Origin of the sequence: Streptomyces sp. NPDC059398 (assembly GCF_042751845.1) — a bacterium.
GTDB lineage: Bacteria > Actinomycetota > Actinomycetes > Streptomycetales > Streptomycetaceae > Streptomyces.
In genome coordinates this window covers 40,771-56,724 of the sequence record NZ_JBHYWP010000027.1, presented here as the reverse complement: position 1 = coordinate 56,724, position 15,954 = coordinate 40,771, and the positions used below count along the sequence as shown (strand labels likewise).

The 15,954-nt window shown below is 70.6% G+C and carries 14 protein-coding genes; 7 read left to right on the top strand and 7 right to left on the bottom strand.

The window, feature by feature from the left end:
* Positions 1–153: 153 nt before the first annotated feature.
* From ACFXBC_RS12955 to ACFXBC_RS12940, 4 genes are all read right to left on the bottom strand, one after another.
* The gene (locus ACFXBC_RS12955; protein WP_385022706.1) at positions 154–606 is read right to left on the bottom strand and encodes a DoxX family protein; all 453 of its coding nucleotides are present in this window, start codon (positions 604–606) and stop codon (positions 154–156) included.
* A 16-nt stretch (positions 607–622) separates the two neighbouring features.
* Positions 623–2,380 (bottom strand): discoidin domain-containing protein, encoded by a 1,758-nt coding sequence (locus ACFXBC_RS12950; protein ID WP_385022703.1) that lies wholly within the window; start codon positions 2,378–2,380, stop codon positions 623–625.
* A gap of 117 nt (positions 2,381–2,497) precedes the next feature.
* Positions 2,498–3,634: a DUF1996 domain-containing protein gene (locus tag ACFXBC_RS12945; RefSeq protein WP_385022700.1), complete on the bottom strand. Its 1,137-nt coding sequence runs from the start codon at positions 3,632–3,634 to the stop codon at positions 2,498–2,500.
* A 694-nt stretch (positions 3,635–4,328) separates the two neighbouring features.
* Positions 4,329–5,057, bottom strand: a complete 729-nt coding sequence (locus ACFXBC_RS12940) for an alpha/beta hydrolase (protein ID WP_385022697.1) — start codon at positions 5,055–5,057, stop codon at positions 4,329–4,331.
* A gap of 182 nt (positions 5,058–5,239) precedes the next feature.
* Here ACFXBC_RS12940 and ACFXBC_RS12935 point away from each other — a divergent pair, with 182 nt between their 5' ends.
* Positions 5,240–5,638 (top strand): winged helix-turn-helix transcriptional regulator, encoded by a 399-nt coding sequence (locus tag ACFXBC_RS12935; RefSeq protein WP_385022694.1) that lies wholly within the window; start codon positions 5,240–5,242, stop codon positions 5,636–5,638.
* Positions 5,639–5,810: 172 nt separating this feature from the next.
* On the opposite strand, the gene ACFXBC_RS12930 is transcribed toward ACFXBC_RS12935, so the two are convergent.
* The 3 genes from ACFXBC_RS12930 to ACFXBC_RS12920 form a co-directional block, all read right to left on the bottom strand.
* Complete coding sequence (locus ACFXBC_RS12930) at positions 5,811–6,467, bottom strand: DUF5063 domain-containing protein (RefSeq protein WP_385022691.1); 657 nt, start codon at positions 6,465–6,467, stop codon at positions 5,811–5,813.
* Positions 6,460–7,059, bottom strand: a complete 600-nt coding sequence (gene recR / locus ACFXBC_RS12925) for a recombination mediator RecR (RefSeq protein ID WP_385022688.1) — start codon at positions 7,057–7,059, stop codon at positions 6,460–6,462. The genes ACFXBC_RS12930 and recR overlap by 8 nt, the downstream gene beginning before the upstream one ends.
* Positions 7,060–7,206: 147 nt before the next feature.
* On the bottom strand, positions 7,207–7,542 hold the full coding sequence (locus ACFXBC_RS12920; RefSeq protein ID WP_385022685.1) for a YbaB/EbfC family nucleoid-associated protein: 336 nt from the start codon (positions 7,540–7,542) through the stop codon (positions 7,207–7,209).
* 421 nt (positions 7,543–7,963) lie between these two features.
* Here ACFXBC_RS12920 and ACFXBC_RS12915 point away from each other — a divergent pair, with 421 nt between their 5' ends.
* The 6 genes from ACFXBC_RS12915 (at position 7,964) to ACFXBC_RS12890 (ending at position 15,851) form a co-directional block, all read left to right on the top strand.
* Positions 7,964–8,878, top strand: coding sequence for an SLATT domain-containing protein (locus ACFXBC_RS12915; protein WP_385022682.1), 915 nt, complete (start codon positions 7,964–7,966; stop codon positions 8,876–8,878).
* Between the two features lie 438 nt (positions 8,879–9,316).
* Positions 9,317–10,291, top strand: a complete 975-nt coding sequence (gene sbnA / locus ACFXBC_RS12910) for a 2,3-diaminopropionate biosynthesis protein SbnA (protein WP_385022679.1) — start codon at positions 9,317–9,319, stop codon at positions 10,289–10,291.
* 13 nt (positions 10,292–10,304) lie between these two features.
* Entirely contained in the window at positions 10,305–11,306 is a 1,002-nt protein-coding gene (gene sbnB, locus ACFXBC_RS12905; protein ID WP_385022676.1) for a 2,3-diaminopropionate biosynthesis protein SbnB, read from the top strand.
* Positions 11,300–13,279, top strand: coding sequence for an FAD/NAD(P)-binding protein (locus ACFXBC_RS12900; RefSeq protein WP_385022673.1), 1,980 nt, complete (start codon positions 11,300–11,302; stop codon positions 13,277–13,279). The genes sbnB and ACFXBC_RS12900 overlap by 7 nt, the downstream gene beginning before the upstream one ends.
* Positions 13,276–14,478: a trans-sulfuration enzyme family protein gene (locus tag ACFXBC_RS12895; protein WP_385022670.1), complete on the top strand. Its 1,203-nt coding sequence runs from the start codon at positions 13,276–13,278 to the stop codon at positions 14,476–14,478. Before ACFXBC_RS12900 ends, ACFXBC_RS12895 begins: the two co-directional genes overlap by 4 nt.
* Positions 14,475–15,851, top strand: a complete 1,377-nt coding sequence (locus tag ACFXBC_RS12890; RefSeq protein WP_385022667.1) for a benzoate/H(+) symporter BenE family transporter — start codon at positions 14,475–14,477, stop codon at positions 15,849–15,851. The genes ACFXBC_RS12895 and ACFXBC_RS12890 overlap by 4 nt, the downstream gene beginning before the upstream one ends.
* Positions 15,852–15,954: the final 103 nt, after the last annotated feature.

Sequence of the window (15,954 nt, the reverse complement as noted above, 5' to 3'; positions counted from 1 at the left end):
CAACCCCACGCTCGCACTACCGGGCCCCAGGCGCGTCGCGCCCCCCCCCCCGCCGGCCGCGGCCCCCCCGGCGGCCGGGCCGGGGGGCCGGCGTCGTGGTGTGGGGGGGCCGGGTGGAGCGGGTGGGGCCCGGGTGCGGCGTCCTTCGGGGACTCAGGCGGGCATCGCCAGGCGTCGCCGGTCGCCGCCGGACCGCCCGGCCGCACGGGCCGCGCGGCGGTCGGTGATCAGCCGGTCGACGGCCAGCGCACCGGGGCCCGAGAAGGCGATCAGCAGCAGCGTCCAGCAGAAGAAGACAGCGGCCTCACCGCCGTTCTCGATCGGCAGCAGACCCCGGTGCTGATGGATGTCGAAGTAGGCGAACGCCATGGACCCCGACCCCAGCAGCGCTGCCGTACGGGTGCCGAGACCGACCAGCACCAGTGCGCCCGCGGCCAGTTGGATCACGGCGGCGTACCAGCCGGGCCAAGCACCCGCCGGGAGTGCGTGGCCGCCGAGGAGGCCGAAGAGCGAGGCGACTCCGTGGCAGGTGAAGAGCAGCCCGACGACGATACGGAACAGGCTGAGCGTGTACGGCTGGGCCCGGCCGATGTGTGTGTCCAGCATGAGGTCGGTGCTCCTCTCAGCGGTAGACGCCGAACTCGTAGAGCGAGTAGCCGTATCCGGAGCCGCGTGCCGTCCCCAGCATCCGGACGTACCGCCCCGTGCCGTGCACATCGAGGTCGTCGATGTTGCCGTTGCCGTCCGTCACGGACGTGACCGTGGCCCAGTTGGTGCCGTCGTCGGAGGTCTGGATCTCGTACCCCTTCGCGTACGCCGGGTCCCAGGCCAGCTGGATGTGGGTGAAGGTGGTGGAGGCGCCCAGGTCGACCTGGAGCCACTGCGGATCGCTCCAGTCGCTCGCCCAGCGGGTGTCGAAGCTGCCGTCCACCGCGTTGGCCGCGCCGCACGGGCAGCCGCCGGTCGGATCGGTCTGGAAGGACGAGGCGGTGGCCGTCTTGCCCTGGGCCACGTTCGTCCCGTCGACCTTCGGCGGCACGACCTTCAGCGACTTCGTCTCGATGCCGACGTTGCCGTGGCCGTCCGTGGACTTCACATAGACCTTGTAGACACCGACCTTGTCAGGGACCTTCGCGGAGAACGTGCCGTCGCCGTTGTCCGTGGTGTCGGCCGCCATCAGGGCCTTGTTCTGGTCGATGTAGTTGCTGCTGAAGTAGAGCTGCGTGGTGGTCCGGTCGCCGTCCGGGTCGGCGATCCTCGCCCCGACCCTGACCCGGCCGCCGGCCGGCACGCCGGTCGTGGCGTTGTCGACGGTCATGTCCGAGATCACCGGCGGGGTGTTGTCGCCCGAGGTGTCACCTCCGTACGCCTTCTTCACCGCGTAGTACGACAGCCGCTTCTGGCCGCCCGGCAGCAGGTTGAACCAGACACCGCCGAAGTCGTCCTCGGTGCCGTAGTGGAACATTGTGGCGCCCAGCGCGACCCCCTTGTGGGCGGTGACGCAGCCCCACGCCTTGGTGTAGCCGTCGGCCTTCTGGACGTCGGTCGGCTCGTCGGGGACGCCGTTCGCGTCGTCCGGGACCTCCCACTCGCCCGCCGGTCCGGTCTCGGTGACGATGTACGGCTTGTCGTAACCGCCCTGCTCCCAGTCCGACTTGACGTTGCAGACCGCGTTGTAGGCGTTGACCGCGTACAGGTCCAGATCGGGCGCGTTCCTCTTGTAGTACGGCCAGGCGCCGGTCCACGCGTCTGTCGAGGTGACCGGGTGGTTGGGGTCCACCTGGTGGATCTTCTTCGCGATGTCGTTCACGAAGGAGGTGTAGGCGTTGCGCTGTGCCTCCAGTTCGTCGCCGCTGTAGCAGTTCTGGAGGCCGAGCGTCGATTCGTTGCCGACGTTCCACATCAGTACGCCGGGGTTGTCCTTGTAGGTGTCGACCCACTTGGGGAACTCGGCGAGCATGTCGTTCTTGTACGTGGTGTCGGTGAGGTAGTTGACGCAGCCGCCGCTGCCGGGGCCGCCGCCGGGCTGGAGCCAGAATCCGGCGATCACCTTGACACCGTTGGCCGCCGCCGCGTCGAAGAGCGGCTTGCTCGTCGCGTCCGTGCCCCAGGTGCGGATCGTGTTGACGCCCATCGACGCCACGTCCGGCATGTCCTTGGCCGCGTCGTCGACCGAGGGGCCCCAGGTCAGCCCTTTGACCGTGTACGGGGCACCGTCGACGGTCAGCGCCCAGTCGCCCTGCGAACCGGTCACCTTGACGACACTGCCGGCGGCGTGGGCCACAGGCGCCTGCACGGCGAGCAGCGCACCAGCGAGCAGCGCCGCCGCGGCGAACGGCGCCAGGGCGCGTTTCGCCGTACGGGTGGGGGGTTGGTGCATGTCGCTCTCCTTCTGCTTCTGTCCGGCTGGTTCTGGTTCGTCCTGTGGTTGGTTCGTGGGGCTACGGGAGTACGGGGCTGCGCGGCTACGTGGCTGCCTGGCTGCGTGGCTGCGTGGCTACGGCAGTTCGTAGTCGTCGTTGAGCGCGGCGCCCGCGGACGGGTTGGTCTCGTCGTAGCCGCGCGCGTCGCACTGGAGGCCGCCGTTGACGCAGTGCGTGACCAGGGCCTGGAGCGTCGCCGCGTCCCACCCGTTGAAGAAGTCGTAGTGGAACGAGTGCCCGGTACCGCTGGCCAGCCGTACGTTCGACATGTCGCCGTTGACGGGCCACGCCATCTTGAACTCGATCATCGGCAGGGCCACCGGATGGTCGGCCGGGCAGGTGTTCTGGTTGTTGCCGGACGCCACCGGGTACGCCATGTGGCTCTGGTGGTCGGGGGTGTCGAGATGGATGCCGTCCCAGCAACTGGGCGCCTGGAGACGGATGTTGAGCTGGGTGTCCTGGCTGGTCGGGCAGAAGACCGGGAAGTCGAAGTTGTGGTATTGCGTACCGCACTCCCAGCCCTCGACCGTGCCCTTCAGGTTCTTGAAGTCGTCCAGGCTCTGCATGGGGTTGCCCACGACGAACCGCAGCCCCTTGGGGAAGGGGCGCACGCTGGTGTAGTCGGTGACGCCGGACTTGTAGTAGATGGTCTGCGGGCCGATGGGGAGGATCTTCTCGTCCCCGTTGTACAGACTGGGCATCCAGTAGGCCGACTTGTCACCGGGCGCCAGGCAGGTGGTGCCGCCCTGGTCGAGCGAGGCCGTGGTGGTGTTGGCGTCGGTTCCGGTGTTGCCCATGAAGGTGTGGTCGTGGGACTTCCCGGGCTGGCCGGGGAAGACGATCGGGTCGTCGGGCGCCGTGTGGTTCGGGGCGCACTTGGCCTGGAACTCGTGGAAGTACCGGTGCGGCGGGTCGTACGTCGACGGGGTCACGCCCGTCACCGGCGGGTCGGCCATGATGTAGCCGTCGCCGTCCGGGTCGTCGCCGGACGCCTTCGTGGACACCCCCATCCCGGCAATACCGGCCATACCGGCCATGGCAGTGGCGGTCGTGCGGTGTGCGGCGGTGGTGGTGTGCGCGGTGGCGGTGGCGGCGGCCGGTGCGTCCGCCGATGCGTCGGCCGTCATCACCACACCGCCGATACCGGCCGTGGTGAGGGCCAGGGCGGTGGACAGCAACAGTCCTGTGAGGGTTCTCGACCTCCGTGGCATGGAGACCTCCTCCTGCGTCAGTGGGGGAATGCGGGGGCGGGGAGCCGGAGAGAGCCGGGAGAGCGCTCTCCCGGTTCGGAGTGTTGCGGCCCTGACAAGACCGTGTCAAGAGCTCGTGAACCACCGGCGCGACAGCCCGGACACCCCGAACTGCCGCTCCGGCGCAGGGGCGTTCAGCGGGTGAAGGCAGCGCGTCCGACGTCAGGGGCCGGTTGGGGCCGCCGGGTGAACACAGCGGCCGGGACAGCCCCGCCCACCCGGAACCGCCCTCTTTTTTGCGCGGGCGAGGGAACGGACCGGACGGGCGGGGTGTGTGCAGCGGGCGCGACCGGGGCGGGGCGGGTGCGCGGGCGCCGGTACGGCGGAACGACGGGGTGCGCGAAGTACGCGAAGTACGCGGCAGCCTCAGGACGCGCACGGGATTTGCGGGGCGCGTAGGACGCGCACGGGATGTACGGGGCGCGCAGGACGCGAGGTACGCACGGCTGCGCGCGGAACGCGAGGCGCACGAGGGGCGCGCGGAACGCGAGGCGCACAAGGCAGGCAGGACGCGAGACGCACGAGGCAGGGTGGGCGGCAGGCAGGACGCGCGGCGCACCCGGGGGCGTTCCCGCTCACGCGCCTCCGGGCCGGGGCACCGGCCGGGTTGGGTCACCGGTCCGGACCGGGCCACCGGGCCGGGGCGGCCTGAGAATCACCGGGCGAGCCCGAGGAGCAGTTCGCTGAGTTCGACCGGCATGGTGATCATGCAGTCGTGGCCGGTCGGCAGCTCCCAGACCTGCGCGGCGGTGCCGTTGGGCTGGACCGGTGCGACGGGACGGCGGGTCACGCCCGTCGGCATGGCGCCGACATTGTGGATGTGCGTGCGCGGGATCGCGTTCACCGCCGGGTTGTCCAGCCGCACCGGCTGCTGCAGACAGCGCACCGGCTGGTCCGAGAGCATCCCGCGCAGCCAGGCGACGTCCGCCGGGTCCGTGACCCCGAACAGACCGAAGGGCGCGGGCTGCTCGGGCATCGGTGGCACCCGCCAGCCGTCCCCGGACTTCCCGGCCAGCTCGATCAACTGCCGGGTCACGGGCTGGACATCGGCTGCGGACTCGCCGTCATCCGGGACCATCGCGTCGAGGTAGACCAGGTGCCCGATGCGCTCGGGCATCCGGTTGGCCGCGCCGGAGATCACCATCCCCGCGTAGCTGTGACCGACGAGTACGACATCGTCGAGATCCTCGTCGGCGATCAGCCCGGCCACGTCGTCGACGTGCGTATCGAGCCCCACCTCAGGGCCGAGCAGGTGGGCCCGGTCGCCGTAGCCGGTCAGGGAGGGCGCGAACACCCGGTGCCCGGCGCCTTCCAGCAGCGGCACCACCCGCTCCCAGCAGCGTCCGCTGTGCCAAGCACCGTGTACCAGCAGGAATGTGGACATGAGTGAACCAGTCTTCCTTCGCAGAGACGGAACGGCACGATCACGCTCCGGCGCCGCTTCGCGGCTCTGGGCGGTTACCTTTCGTGCCTCGGTACTCTTCGAGTACTCAAATCATGCTGGTGCACACGGCGCAGCACAGGCAATAAGGCACTTTTCGGTGCCCCGGTTCTCTGGAGGTAACCATGGACGCGGTACCGGACGGACCGCAGCCGGCGGCGCAGCCCGGCGACGCGTGCCGGACCCGGGTGGTGCTCGGCATCGTCGGAGACAAGTGGTCGCTCCTGGTCGTGCGCCATCTCAAAGACGGACCGCGCCGTTTCACCGAGCTCAAGAAGGCCATCGACGGAATCAGCCAGCGCATGCTCACCGTGACGCTGCGCAGCCTGGAGCGGGACGGCATCCTGACGCGTACCGTCCACAACGTGATGCCGCCGCATGTCAGCTATGAGCTCACCGAGATGGGCATCACCCTGCGCGAGGCCACCGCGCCTCTGCTCGAATGGAGCGTCGCGCACCTCGCCCGGATCGACGACGCCCGCGCCGCCTACGACGGCCGCACGGATCGCCCGGCGGCCCCGTAGCGGGAGGGCGGGCCGATCACCACTCCGTACGCACGTACGCACACCGAGGGAAGCCGGCCACCCCGGGACCCACCCCGGGACCCACCCCGGGGCAGCCCCGGAACTCACGCCGGAGGGTTCCGGCACTCACGCCGAGGAAAGCCCCGCACTCACGCCGAGAAGAACCCGGCACTCACGCCGAGGGGAGCCCCAGCGGGCCGCCGATCTCCTCGGCCATCACCCGGCCCGCCTCCTCGGCCAGCGCTTCCTCGCCCAGGTCCTGGTCCGTGTCCAGACCGTCGAGAGCCGGGAGCGGCTGGTCGAGACGGACGTGGGCGACCAGCGACTGGAGCGCGCGGAGTGCGCCCGACGCGGAGGAGCCCCAGTTGGTGAAGTACGAGAACTGCCACCACCACATCGCCTCGGTGGTCCGGCCCGCGCGGTAGTGCGCCATCCCGTGGCGGAGGTCGGTGACGATGTCCGCGAGGTCGTCGCTGATGCGGCAGGCGACGGGGGCCTTGCGCGGCTCGTACGGGTCGAACACCTCGGAGTACACGTCGATCGGCTCCAGCAGCCGCGCGAACCGCTCCCGCAGGTCGTCGACGTCGGGCTCCGGGCCGAGGTCCGGCTCGTACCGGTCGGCCGGGAGGATGTCCTCGTGGGCGCCCAGGCGCCCGCCGGCGAGGAGGAGCTGGGAGATCTCAAGGAGCAGGAAGGGCACCGCGCTGTCGGGCTCGTCGCCCTTGGCCACCTCGGTGACGGCGACGATGAAGGACTCGACCTGGTCGGCGATCTGGACGTCGAAGTCGTTCGGATCTTCCGTGACCTTGTTCAGCGTTGCGTCAGACATCGAGCAGTCGTCTCCCCTCAAAGGCACGACCGAGCGTGACCTCGTCCGCGTATTCCAGGTCTCCCCCTACCGGAAGACCACTCGCCAGCCGTGTGACCTTCAAACCCATGGGTTTGATCATCCGGGCGAGATACGTCGCCGTGGCCTCGCCCTCCAGATTCGGGTCGGTCGCCAGGATGAGCTCCGTGACGGCGCCGTCCGCGAGCCTGGCCAGCAGTTCCCGGATCCGCAGATCGTCGGGACCGACGCCCTCGATCGGGCTGATGGCGCCGCCGAGTACGTGGTAACGCCCGCGGAACTCACGGGTGCGCTCCACCGCCACGACGTCCTTCGGCTCCTCGACGACACAGATCACCGTCTGGTCCCGGCGGGTGTCCTGGCAGATCCCGCACAGCTCGGCCTGCGCGACATTGCCGCACACCGCGCAGAACCGGACCTTGTCCTTCACTTCGAGCAGCGAGTGCGCGAGCCTGCGCACATCGGTGGGCTCGGCCTGGAGGATGTGGAAGGCGATCCGCTGCGCGCTCTTGGGACCGACGCCGGGCAGCCTGCCCAACTCGTCGATGAGGTCCTGGACCACGCCTTCGTACAACGGAGCGCCTCTTTCGTTCTGCTGTGCAACGTACGGTAGTTGGTGTGAGGTTTCCTTAGAACCTCGGGAGCGTGAAGACCTTCTGAAGCCGCTGAGGCCGGATGTGCGAAAACCCCGGCCTCACACGCCCCCCGCGCCCCCTGTGCCTCAGATCCCCAGGCCGGGCATTCCGCCGAGCCCCTGGGCGAGCGGGCCGAGCTTCTGCTGCTGGAGCGCCGAGGCGTTCTCGTTCGCGGCGTGCACCGCGGCGACGATCAGGTCCGCGAGGGTCTCCGTGTCCTCGGGATCGACGGCCTTGGGATCGATCACCAGGCTGCGCAGCTCACCGGAGCCGGTGACGGTGGCCTTGACCAGACCGCCGCCCGACTGACCGTCGACCTCGGTCCTGGCCAGTTCCTCCTGGGCCTCGGCGAGATCCTGCTGCATCTTCTGGGCCTGCTGAAGCAGCTGCTGCATATTGGGCTGGCCACCACCGGGAATCACGGGTCACTCCGAGGCTGTTCGACGACATTCCGACTGTGCTGTGCTGCTCTGTGCTGCTCTGTGCTGCGTTTTTCTGTGCTGTTCCGGGTCGCTCTGGGTCGTTCTGTGTGCCGCCACGTGGCGGCGGCGCTCCGGCTGAGGGCTCCGCGTGTCTCCGGGGTCCACAAGCCGGTAAAACGAGCCTACGTGGTCCCCGGGCGCCCCGCCCTCCACCGTGCGGACCAACTCTTTCGGGTGAGGGCCCGACGGCTCCCCGACCTGTTCACAGCCCGCCTACCGTCGTAAACCCTGGCATAACGGCACCGGCGCCCACCATTCGGCGGTATGAAGGCACCCGGCGGTATGAAGGGCACTCGCATCAGCAGCGTCCGGCGCGGCCCGGTAGGCGCGCGCACCGTAAGTGACGGAGGGGAGAAGCCTGGTGGGCCAGCCGGAGACGCCGCAGCCCGAGGAGAACGCCGTACGGCCCGGGGGCGGTCCCGGTACGGGCCCCCGGGCGGGCGCGGGGGCCTCCGCACCGGGGGCGGATCCGGGGGCGCGGCCCGGCCCCGTGGCCGGCCCGGACACCTGCGCGGGCAGGGACACGGACACGGATACGGACACGGACGGCGGCCCGCAGCCGGACCGGGACCCGGGCCGCGACACCCCCGCGGGGCCGGGCGCAGACCTGACCGGCGAACCGTTTCCGGCCGGCGACTGGGCCCAGCCCGTCGAGCGTCTGGACGAGCTCTACCGGTGGGTGGAGGCGACCGCCCTGCGCACCGCGGGCTGGTATCTGACCGACCGGACCTGGAAGCGCCGGGGGGCGAGGGCACTGCGCGCGGGGGCCGCCGGGGGTGCGCTCGTGGGGGCGCTGCTGCCGCTGCTCGACCTGGCGGCCGGATTGCACGGCGCGGCCGAGTGGGGGTATCCGGCGCTGCTGGCCGGGGTGGCGTGCGCGGCGGGCGACCGCTGGTTCGGGCTGACCGCGGGCTGGATGCGCGATGTGGCGACCGCGCAGGCGGTGCAGCGGCGGCTCCAGGTGCTCCAGTTCGACTGGGCGTCGGAGGGCGTCCGCGAGGTGCTCGGCCCGGCGGAGGGCACGGCGAGCGAGGCGACCGAGCGCTGTCTGGGCGTGCTGCGCAGGTTCTCGGACGACATGACGGATCTCGTACGGGGCGAGACGGCGAAGTGGATGATCGAGTTCCGGTCGGGGGGCGCGGTGCCCGTCTCGGTACGCGGTTCCGCCGAGACCCGTACCGGCGGCGAGCCGACACCTGTGGGCCGCACCGTGTCGGCGATGGGCGTGCGCCCGAACATGCCGCGCCAGCGCCCGCCGGAGCCGCCCCCGCGGTAGCGCCCGGGAGGCTCCGGGCCTGGCCGGATCCGTACCGGTCCGGCACCGCTTCACACCTCCCCGTACCGCACCCGCACGGAGCCCGCACCGGCCCCCGGCCCGGCCGGTGTGCGCCGGAGCCGCCCGGAAACGATGTACGAATTTCGGCCAGCATTCCGGTCAACGGATACGGAATTCAAGAGTCCGCCATATAAAGAATTCCAGGGTTCAACTTCCTCCTCCCAGCGGAAAGATCACCACCCCACCCTGTTACCGTGGCAGAATAGAAGTGCCGTATCGCGAACGGGGGTTCCGGGGGTTCACGGCACATGGGGGACGGGGGAAAGTCCTTCTGCGTAGTGTGCGCCTGACCCGCGCACCGACCGGTCAAAGCCATGGGCATGCCCACTGTGGCACTTTCTGTGCCGCGCCCTGCCCATATAAGGGTTTGGATTTCTGGTGATAGCGGAAGAAGTTTACGATCTCGTACTGGACGACGTTTTCATCCGGCTCGACCAGCTGGTTCCGGGCAGTTCTCTTTATCTGAAGCTCGAAGGGCTCAATCCGGCAGGCTCGGTCAAACTCAAGACAGCGGTCGCACTCGTCGCCGACGCCGAGAATTCCGGGCGCAGTTTTCCGCGTACCCGGCTGATCGAATCGACGTCCGGAAATCTCGGCGTCGCACTGGCCATGGTGTGCGCGGCGAAGGGGTACGCCCTGACGTGCGTGACGGACGTCAACGCGAACCGTCAGTCCCGGCAGCTCATGAAGGCGTTCGGCGCCGAGGTCGTCGTCATCGGCGTCCGGGATTCCAACGGGGGCTATCTGCAGTCCCGCATCGACTACATCGGCGAGCGGCTGCGCCGCGATCCGGATCTGCACTGGCTGAACCAGTACGCCAATCCGGCCGGGCCGCAGGCCCACCACGACCGCACCGGGCGGGCGATCCTCGACACCGTCGGCCACGCCGACCGCCTCTTCGTCGGGGCCGGGACCACCGGGACCTTGATGGGATGCGCGCGGTACTTCCGCAGGCACAGCCCCGCGACCCGCATCACCGGGGTCGACACCGTGGGCTCGGTGACCTTCGGCGGGCCCGCTGCGCAGCGCCGCATACCGGGCCTCGGCACGAGCAGACGCCCGGAGATCTTCGACCCGGCCGCCGTGGACGACGTCGTCCACATCGCCGAGGCGGACGCCGTACGCATGTGCCGGATGCTGGCGAGGGAGCGCGGACTGCTGCTCGGGGGATCGAGCGGAACGGTGCTCTCGGCCGTGCAGCAGGAGGCGAAGAACCTGCCCGCGGGCAGCGTTGTCGTGGCGGTCTCCCCCGACTGCGGGGACCGCTATGTGGAAACCGTCTACAACGACGCATGGGTTTCGGAGCACTGGCCCGAAACCGTGGGAAAAGAAATCTCAGGGGCTCACGCCTGAGTGGGGGAGAAAAATGCACACCTTCGAAATCATCTCCGGCACGACCGTACGCTCCATTCTGAGCGAGGAACGTGCTGCCGTACTCCGCATTGTGGCGTCCGCCTACCGGACCCATGCGGCCGGTGAATCCGTCAACCCGGACAGCTACTTCCTGCGTTTCCCGGACAAGCCGGATTCCCGCATCATCGCGCTGCCCGCCTACCTGGGCGACGACGTACAGCTCGCGGGCATCAAGTGGATCGCCAGCTTCCCGCGCAACACCCGGATGGGCATCCCGCGCGCATCCGCCGTGCTCGTCCTGAACGACTACGAGACCGGATACCCGGTGGCCTGTCTCGAAGCCGCGAGCATCAGCTCCGCCCGTACGGCCGCGTCCGCCGCCGTCGCGGCCGGCGCGCTGCGGCCGGGCGGCTTCTCCGGGACCCGGATCGCCGTCGTCGGCGGCGGTGTCATCGCCCGCAACATCTGCGACTACCTGCACGCCGCCGGATGCGTGCCCGACTCCTACCTCGTCCACGATCTTGACGAAGCGTCAGGACAGGCGCTGGCCGGCCACATCCGCACCACACAGGACCGCCCGGCGGAGTTCACCGCCGATCTGCACTCCGCCCTTGAGGCCGACACGGTGGTGTTCGCCACGACGGCGCTCGAACCGTACGTCAGCACCCCGTTCAAGCCAGGTCAGCTCGTGCTCAACATCTCGCTGCGCGACCTCGCGCCCGATGTGGTCCTGGCCGCGGACAATGTGCTGGACGACGTCGAGCACTGCCTCAAGGCGAACACCTCGCCCCACCTCGCCGAACAGCTCTCCGGGTCAAGGGAGTTCGTGAACGGCACGCTGGCCGGGGTGCTCTCGGGCGAGGTGACGCTCACCCAGGACCGGCCCGTGATCTTCTCGCCGTTCGGCCTGGGCGTACTCGACCTCGCGGTGGGCGCCTTCGTACGGAACGAAGCCCACCGGGCCGGTACGGCGATCGAGATCCCCGACTTCTTCGGGGAGACGAGCCGGTGGTGAAACCGATAGCGCAGCCGACAGCACAGCCGGTGGACACCGGTGCGGCCGGCGCCGCGACCGTCGCGGTCATCGGTGCCGGGCCGCGCGGCCTGGGCGTGCTTGAGCGGCTGGTCGCGCACTGCCTGACCGAGCCGTTCCCGGTCACCGTCCATCTCGTGGACCCGCGCTCCCCCGGAGCCGGATTCCACACGCCGGGCCAGCCCGACCATCTGCTGCTCAACACCGTCTGCTCCCAGCTGTCGGTCTTCCCCGACGCGCACATGGTGGACGGCCCCGTGCCGCTCTCCGGGCCTTCGCTCCTCGACTGGTGCGGGGAGCGGGAGTTACGGGTCGCGGACGACGGGTTCACCGTTCGGCCGGGCGCGGGCCGGGACATCCGGCCGAACGACTTCCTGCCGCGCAGACTGCTGAGCGAGTACCTGACCTGGGCGGCCGAGGAGATACTCGGCGCGGCCCCCGCCTGCCTCACGCTGGTCCGGCACCGCACGACGGCCGTCGACATCCGGCCTGCCGACTCCCCTTCTGCCGACGGGAGCAGGGGTGCGGAGACGGTCGTCCTGGCCGACGGGACCCGGTTCGCGGCCGACGCCGTGTTCGTCACCGTGGGGCACCACGCGCTCTATCTGCCCGCCGAACCCGTGCGGGAGCGGGGGCTCGTCACCCGCCCCTATCCCCTGCCGTCCGCGCTGGACGGCATCCCGGCGGGCGGTCGTGTCGCGGTCCTCGGCACCGGGCTGACCGCGATGGACGTCATCACCACGCTCACCATCGGGCGCGGCGGACAGCATGTGAAGGACGGGGACGGACTGCGGTACGTGCCCGGCGGGCGCGAACCGCTGATCGTCCTCGCCAACCGCTCAGGGACACCGTCGCGCAGCCGCCCCCGCCTCAACCCGGGCCGGGTGCGCCCCGCACCGCTGGCCCTGACCGAACAGCGGCTGGCCCAGCTGCGTACGGCCGCTGTACGGGAGCCCGTACGGGAGGGCGTACGGGATCCTCTGCCGGACGGGGGCCGGCTCGGCTTCAGCCGTGATGTCCTTCCCCTGGTGGTGGCGGAGATGGAACTCGCCTACTACCGGACGCTGCTGGCCCGGGAGACGGGCGATGCCGTACGGGCCGGAGCGGAGTTGGCGGACCGGGCGGAAGCGGTCGGCCCTGAGGCCCTGCTGGCGGAGTTGAGGGACCGCTTCGGCCCGAACCCGGTGGCGGCGGTCCTGTCGGCGGCGCTGGACCCGGCACGGCCGGAATCGGCCGGACCGGGATCCGAACGCCGCTGGGCCGAACACCGTTCGTACGAGCGGTGGTTCACCGAGTGCGTCGCCGAGGATCTGGCCGAGGCCCGGGCCGGGCTGGGGGTGAGCCCGCTGAAGGAAGCCCTCGAAGTCCTGCGCGACCACCGCGACGTACTGCGCGCCGCCGTCGACCCGCCGGGGCTCGACCGCGACTCCCTGGAGTACTTCTTCGGTACGTTCGCGCCGACCGTCAACCGGCTGGTCATCGGCCCGCAGCTGGAGCGCTCGGCCGAGCTGCTCTCGCTGGTCGCCGCCGGGGTGGTCCGGATCGGTCCCGGCCCGGCGCCGAAGGTGGTGGCCCCCTCGGGCCAGGGGCCCTGGCGCCTCGAATCCAGCGCTCTGGACCGGCCCGTCTCCGTCGACGTGGACCATGTCGTCCACGCACATCTGGACGAGCCCGCCCCCGACCGGGTGCGCGGTTCGCTGCTCGGCAGGCTCGCCGCCGCGGGCCGCGTCCGTACCGCCGCACCGCTCTCCGGCCTCGACGTCAACCGCCGGGGCCAGGGCATCGACCGCTCGGGCGCCCCGCAGCAGCGGCTGTTCTTCCTCGGCCCCCACACCGAGGGATCGAGCTACTACAACCACTACGTCCCTTCGCCCGGCGCACCGTCCCGGGCCCTCATGGACGCGGAACTCGCCCTGAGCACCGCACTGCCCTCACTCATCAGGAGGACCCGTTGAGCAACAGCGAGAAGTACACGCCCTGGACCCGCACCTACCGGCCCGACACCCACGCGGCGCAGGGCGACGGCTGGCGCAGCCCGACCACCGGTGCGATACCGCCCGCGATCTCGCTCGGCGCCACCTATGCGCGGGACGGCGAGTACCGCACCCCGGCCGGTCTGGCCTATCTGCGTGATCAGGGCACCCCCGCCTACGAGCAGGCCGAGGGGATCGTGGCCGGGCTCGAAGGAGGATCCGACGCACTGGTCTTCTCGTCCGGCATGGCAGCGGCCACCGCCGTCTTCCAGGTGCTGCCGGCCGGTGCCCGGGTCGTGGTGCCGCGGACCATGTACTTCGGGCTGACCAAGTGGCTGCTGGAGTTCGGCGGTCAGCGCGGTCTGCGGGTGGTCCAGGTGCCCATGGACGACCTGGCGGCCGTGGCCGCGGCGGTCGAGGCCGATGACACCGCTCTGGTCTGGGCCGAATCGCCCGCCAACCCGACCTGGACGGTGACCGACATCGCCGCGGTGGCCGAGATCGCCCACCGGGCCGGGGCCCTGTTCGGCGTGGACAACACCGTGCCGACGCCCGTCCACGCACGCCCCTTCGAGCTGGGCGCCGACCTGGTCATGCACTCGGGCACCAAGTACCTCAACGGACACACCGATGTGGTGGCGGGGCTGCTCGTGCTGGCGCCGGAACACACCGAGGCGCGTGCGTCGGTGTGGGAGCGGCTGCGGCTGCACCGCAGGCTGACCGGGCCGATCCTGGGCCCCCTTGAGACATATCTGCTGATGCGCGGGATGCGTACGCTCTTCCCCCGCATGCGCCAGATCTCCGCCACGGCGATGACCGTCGCCGAGCACTTCGCCGCCCACCCGCTGATCAGGAAGGTCGCCTACCCGGGCCTGCCGTCGGACCCGGGTCACGAGATCGCGGCCCGCCAGATGACCGGAGGGTTCAGCGGCATGCTGTCCCTGCACGTGGCGGGAGAGTGGCAGACCTCGCTGCGTGTGGCGGAGTACTGCGAACTCTTCATCCGCGCCACTTCCCTGGGTGGGGTGGAGAGCCTGATCGAGCACCGTTACACCTTCGAAGGGCCGGACAGCTCATCGCCGAAGGACATGCTGCGGCTGTCCATCGGCCTGGAGAATCCGGCGGACCTCATCGCCGACCTCGAACAGGCCCTGGAACGGGCCGCGAAGGAAGACCATTGAGCCACCCCACCCCCACCCCACGCGACGACGCCCCTCCGGCGGACCCCACGCCACCGGAGAGCCCGGCACCGCCCGAGGGCCCGGCACCACCGGAGAGCGCACCTTCTCCGGCCGGGGCGGACCCGGGTACTCCGGGTACTCCGGGCGATCCAGGTACTCCGGGTACTCCGCGGCCGGCCGGACTGTTCGGCGGGCTGTTCCGCGACGCCTCGGTCTCCGCGGTGCTGGCCGGCTTCGTGGCGGTCGTCGTGTCGTACTCGGGACCGCTGGTCATCGTGCTCTCCGCGGCGTCCAACGGCCATCTGAGCGCCGCACAGACCAGCTCCTGGGTCTGGGCGATCTCGATCGGCTCCGGTGTGACCTGTATCGGGCTGAGCCTGTGGACCAGGATGCCGGTGATCACGGCCTGGTCCACACCGGGCGCGGCGCTGCTGGTCACCAGCCTCGGTTCGTACGCGTATCCGGAGGCCATCGGGGCGTTCCTGGTCAGCGGTGTGGTCATCGCGCTCGTCGGGCTGACCGGCGTGTTCGGCTGGCTGATGCGGCAGATCCCGGGCGCGGTGGTCTCCGCGATGCTCGCGGGCATCCTCTTCTCGTTCGGCACCGGGGTCTTCACCTCGCTCAAGTCCGCGCCGTACATCGCAGGTTCGGTGCTGGTCGGCTATCTGCTCGCCAAGCGGTGGCTGCCGCGTTACGCGGTCCTGGTGGCGCTGGTGGCGGGGGTGGCCGCCAGTGCGGCCGGTGCGCGGCTCCATGTCCACCTCGGCGGGCTGGAGCTGGCGCACCCGGTCTTCACCTCGCCGCACTTCTCGCTCGCCTCGCTCATCGGGATCGCGGTACCGCTGACCCTGGCGACGCTCGCCTCGCAGAACGCGCCGGGCATGGCGGTGCTCAGCGCCTCCGGGTACGAGCCGAAGGACCGGCTGCTGATCGGCTCGACCGGGATCGTCTCGACCGTGCTGGCCCCGTTCGGTTCGCACGCGGTCAATCTGGCCGCGATCACCGCCGCGATCTGCACCGGCCCCGAGGCGCACCGCGATCCGCGGCGCCGGTATGTGGCGGGGGTGTCCTGCGGGGCGTTCTACCTGATCATCGGCGTGTTCGGCTCCGCGCTCGTGGCCTTGTTCGCCGGGCTGCCGAAGGAGCTGGTGGCGGCGATCGCCGGGGTGGCGCTCCTCGGGGCGCTGGCGGGCAGTCTCACGGGTGCGGTGAAGGAGGAGAAGGACCGCGAGGCGGCGCTGATCACCTTCCTCGCCACGGCCTCCGGGCTCACCCTCTTCGGCATCGGATCGGCGTTCTGGGGGCTCCTCTTCGGGGTCGCCACCCACCTCGTACTGACCTACCGCCGGAAGGTGGCGGTGGCCGCCGCATGAGCGGTGCGGTGGGGGGGCGCCGGCGGGCGGGGGCCCGGGCGGGAGGCCCAACACCCCCCCCCCGGGGGGGGGCGGGGGGCCGCCGGCGCCCCGCGGGGGCGGG

Coding starts and splice junctions, on each gene's coding strand:
- ACFXBC_RS12955 (WP_385022706.1), bottom strand. CDS start 606: ATGCTGGACACACACATCGGCCGGGCCCAGCCGTACACGCTCAGCCTG.
- ACFXBC_RS12950 (WP_385022703.1), bottom strand. CDS start 2,380: ATGCACCAACCCCCCACCCGTACGGCGAAACGCGCCCTGGCGCCGTTC.
- ACFXBC_RS12945 (WP_385022700.1), bottom strand. CDS start 3,634: ATGCCACGGAGGTCGAGAACCCTCACAGGACTGTTGCTGTCCACCGCC.
- ACFXBC_RS12940 (WP_385022697.1), bottom strand. CDS start 5,057: ATGTCCACATTCCTGCTGGTACACGGTGCTTGGCACAGCGGACGCTGC.
- ACFXBC_RS12935 (WP_385022694.1), top strand. CDS start 5,240: ATGGACGCGGTACCGGACGGACCGCAGCCGGCGGCGCAGCCCGGCGAC.
- ACFXBC_RS12930 (WP_385022691.1), bottom strand. CDS start 6,467: ATGTCTGACGCAACGCTGAACAAGGTCACGGAAGATCCGAACGACTTC.
- sbnB (WP_385022676.1), top strand. CDS start 10,305: ATGCACACCTTCGAAATCATCTCCGGCACGACCGTACGCTCCATTCTG.